The sequence below is a fragment of the Kitasatospora sp. NPDC093558 genome (genome assembly GCF_040683475.1).
In the GTDB taxonomy this organism is placed as follows: domain Bacteria; phylum Actinomycetota; class Actinomycetes; order Streptomycetales; family Streptomycetaceae; genus Kitasatospora.
Window position 1 is genome coordinate 1 of record NZ_JBFBDY010000571.1, and the last position, 3,959, is coordinate 3,959.

Consider the following 3,959-nt stretch of genomic DNA (forward strand, 5'->3'; position numbering starts at 1 on the left):
GCCCCCGGACGCGCGGCCAAGACCGCGCAGGTGCCGGTGGCCGCGAACGCCAAGGGCGTCGACCTGGCGCCCAGTCAGGACCTGCTGGCCCACGGCACCGCGCCCTACTACATCGACCCCGACTTCATCCCGGTCAGCGAGGACGGCTACGCCTGGACCTGGGTCCAGTCCGCCTACCAGACCACGCCGAACTGGATGCAGAGCGGAAGCGCTGACTCCGCACACCCCGGCGTCGGCGTGTGCGGCTACTACGCCGCCGGCGGCAGCTGCCCCAACGACGTCGAGCGCACCTTCTACCAGTTCAACGTCAGCGGCATCGAGGGCGACGTCATCGGCAACGCCACGGTGACCCTCCAGGAGTACGTCTCCGCCGACTGGAGCTGCTCGAACACGTACCCGCTGGACCTGTACTGGACCACGTCCATCAGCAACTCCACCAGCTGGAGCAACCAGCCCACCAAGCAGAGCGGTTCGCTCGGCACCGACCAGGTCGGCGGCTCCGGCCAGAGCGCCTGCCACGACAACGTGCCGTTCGCCTACACCGTCACCAGCGCGGTACAGTCCAACGCCAACGCGAACAACGGCACGATCACCTTCGGCGTCTACGGTGACGAGTCCAACGCGAACGCTTTCAAGCGGCTCACCTACCAGCCGTCGATCTCCGTCACCTACGACCGCACCCCCAACGTCCCGACCGGCGCCAAGACCTCGCCGGAGCCCAAGCTCGTCAGCCCCTCGCAGACCTACGAGGCCTGTGAGAACAGCCCGATGAGCTCCTGGGGCTGGCTCGGCGCGGGCAGCGACCAGGCCAACGCCGTCAGCCTCACCGCCACCGTCTCCAGCCCGGTCCAGGCCCAGCTCTACGGCCAGGCCAGCGTCTGGGACGACAGCGCCAACGGCACCGGAGTGTTCTGGGGTCCCACGGCCCTGACCGCCAGCGGCGGCACGGCCTCCGTCTCGCTGCCGGCCGGCACGCTCAAGGACGGGCACGACTACGGCTGGTACATGTACGCATTCGACAACGTGCCGAACGTGCCGTGGTCCAGCCCGAGCACGGTCTGCCACTTCCGGGTCGACCTGACCCCGCCGAAGCTCTCCCTCGGGTCGACCGGCAACAACTACACGAGCTCGCAGTTCCCGCCGTCCGGCAGCGGTATCGCCTCGACGGTCTACGTCGGCCAGCAGGGCTACATCCCGTTCACCGCCACCGACCCGACCCCGGCCGGGGGCGGCGACGTCTCCGGTGTGGCCTGCGTGATCTACGGCTTCGACCCGCTGCTCGCCGACGGCACCGCGGTGTGCGGCAGTTCCCTGAGCAGCAACCAGATCCCGGTGACCGCGAGTCACTGGGGCACCAACATCGTGTACGCCCGGGCCGAGGACAACGCCGGCAACCTCTCGCCGATCACGTCGTACTCGTTCTACGTGCCGTGGAACCCCTTGGGGACCAAGCCGGTGTTCGGTGACGTCACCGGTGACGGCGTGCCGAAGATCGTCACGCCGGACAGCGCGGGCAACCTGCGCGCGTTCAGCGTCCCGGGCAACCCGCTCGCGCCCAAGGGCGTGGACTTCGTGTCCGCCAAGCCGAACAACACCCCGCCGGTCGACGGGAGCCTCACCGGAGCCTCCGCGGGCGACTCCTGGGCCAACTACCAGACCACCCACCGCGGCAGCCTCAGCGGCGGCGTGAACGTCGACGACCTGTTCGTCCACAAGCCCGGCAGCCTGACCCTGTACTGGTACAAGAACGTCGGCAACACCAGCGGCATCCCCGGCAAGTTCGACAGCCTCAACCACGTCACCAAGCCGGACTGCGACGCCACTCAGACCGACTGCACCGGCTACGTGAAGGACTGGTCCACGACCCTGGAGATCGCCGCCAGCGGCGACCCGACCACCAGCGTGCTCAACGCGGGGACCTTCAAGGACCTCACCGGCCTGTTCACCATCGAGACGAACACCCTCGGCGACGGCTCCCTCTGGTACTACCCCGGCATCGGCAACGGTGCCCTGGGCACGCCCAAGCGGGTCGTCCCCACGGGGATGAAGGGCTGGAACCTCATCTCCCCCGGTGACTGGGCCCAGCAGCCCAACCAGTCGCAGCCGGGGCTGTGGGTGCGCAACCCGGGCAGTGGCGACCTGCGCGGCTACACCTTGACGCCCGGGACCGTCAACGTCCCCAACCCCGTCGGCACCGGCAGCACCGCCCTCCCCACCTTCACCGGCGTCGCTGGCAACGTCCTGATCGGCTGCGGCATCACCGCCGCCGCCTACCCGCGGGTCGGCTCCGACGGCGACCTCACCGGCAACGGCCACTCCACCCTCTGGGGCATCACGCCGTCCGGTGACGTCCGGATCTGGACCGGCTCGCCCAACTACCCGGCCACGACCGGCTCCAGCTGCAGCCCCGGTTACACCTGGACGGCCAGCAGCGTCGTCCTGAACACCGCTTTCGGTGCCGACCGCTGGTCGCTCACCGGCAGCTCCACCAACAACGGCGTCGCCAACGACACCAGTACCCTGGCCCCCGCCACGATCAACGGCTCGGTCAGCTGGACCACCGGCCCCAACAACACCGCGCAGGGCGCCGCCAACTTCAGCGGCGGCGGCTACCTGCGGACCAAGGCCCCCGTCGTCGACTCCTCGCAGAGCTACACCCTCTCCGCCTGGGCCTACCTCGGATCCGCCCCCTCCGCCAACCAGACGGTCCTCGCCGAGGGTGGTAGCAACCACCAGGCGTTCTACCTCTGGTACACCACGGACAACGGTGCGAACACCTGGGGATTCACCACCACAGGCAGTGACAACCCCAGCACCACCTGGTCCGGCGTCCAGTCCACGATCAAGCCGAACATCGGCAACTGGGACCACCTCGTCGCCACGTACAGCGTCGACACCCACGTCATGACGCTCTACGTCAACGGCAAGTTCGCCGGCTCCGCCACCAACACCAGCCCCTGGAAGGCCCCCAACGGCCTGTCCATCGGAGCCTCCGCCAACACCGACGGCAGCTCCTACAACAACCTCACCAACGGTGCCGTCACCGACGTCCGGACCTTCCCGTACGCGCTGACCGCCGAGCAGGTGACCGCGCTCTAATAGACCGGTACAGCCACGAGGGCCTGCGGAGAATCTCTCCGCAGGCCCTCTCTTCTTCACCCCACGGCTTCGTCCGGCTCCGCGGGCTTCCAGCCGAGTGCGGGGCCGAGGCGGGTGGCGAGGTCGGTGAGGATCTGGACGTAGTCCTCGGGGGCGAAGGTGAACGGCAGGGCGAAGGCGACCTCGTCGATCTCCCGGAACGACGCGTGGGCGTGGAGCCGTTCGACGAGCTCGTCCGTCGGGCCGACGAGGTCGCGCTCGAACAGCAGCCGGGCCGGGCCCTGCGGCGTGGCCGTGCGGGGCGTGCGGGCCGTCGCGTAGGCCTCGTACTTGGCGCGCTGGGCGGGCGTGGCGCTGTCGGTGGGGATCACGACGAGCCCCTGGGAGACGCGGGCGCGCTCGCCGTCCGGGTGGGCGGCGCGGAAGGCGCGGATGTGGGCGAGCTGGATCGCCGCGAACTCGTACGACTCGGCCTCCTCCTGCGGCTTCACCACGTTGCTGATCAGCAGGTTCAGCCCGTTCTCGCCGGCCCACCGCGCCGAGCGCAGGCCGGCGGCGCCGTACCAGAGCCGGGCGGCGAGGCCGGGGGAGTGCGGCTGGACGCGCTGCGAGTACACCTCGAAGCCCTCGGTGCCGGCGAAACCGGAGGCCGGTTCGCCGCGGACGAGGTCGAGCAGGCGCCGGGCGCGGCCGGGGCCGAAGTCCTCGTGGTCGCCGGTGTCGGGGTAGAGCGCGCCGCGCACCTGGTCGTAGTGGCCGGGCGGGACGACGCTGAAGCCCGCGTTGAGGCGGCCGCCGGAGAGGACGTCGACGGTGGCGAGGTCCACGGCGAGGCGCAGCCCGGGTTCAGCTCGAGGAGC

2 protein-coding genes are annotated in these 3,959 nt (G+C 70.0%); one reads left to right on the forward strand and one right to left on the reverse strand.

Annotated features, from left to right (window positions below; all coding sequences use genetic code 11):
- Window positions 1-3,099: LamG domain-containing protein (locus tag AB0O00_RS31630; RefSeq protein WP_363657618.1), on the forward strand; the 3,099-nt coding region annotated here is incomplete at its 5' end.
- Window positions 3,100-3,155: 56 nt separating this feature from the next.
- Here the strand turns inward: AB0O00_RS31630 and AB0O00_RS31635 are convergent.
- On the reverse strand, window positions 3,156-3,959 hold an 804-nt coding region (locus AB0O00_RS31635; RefSeq protein WP_363657620.1), incomplete at its 5' end, for an LLM class flavin-dependent oxidoreductase.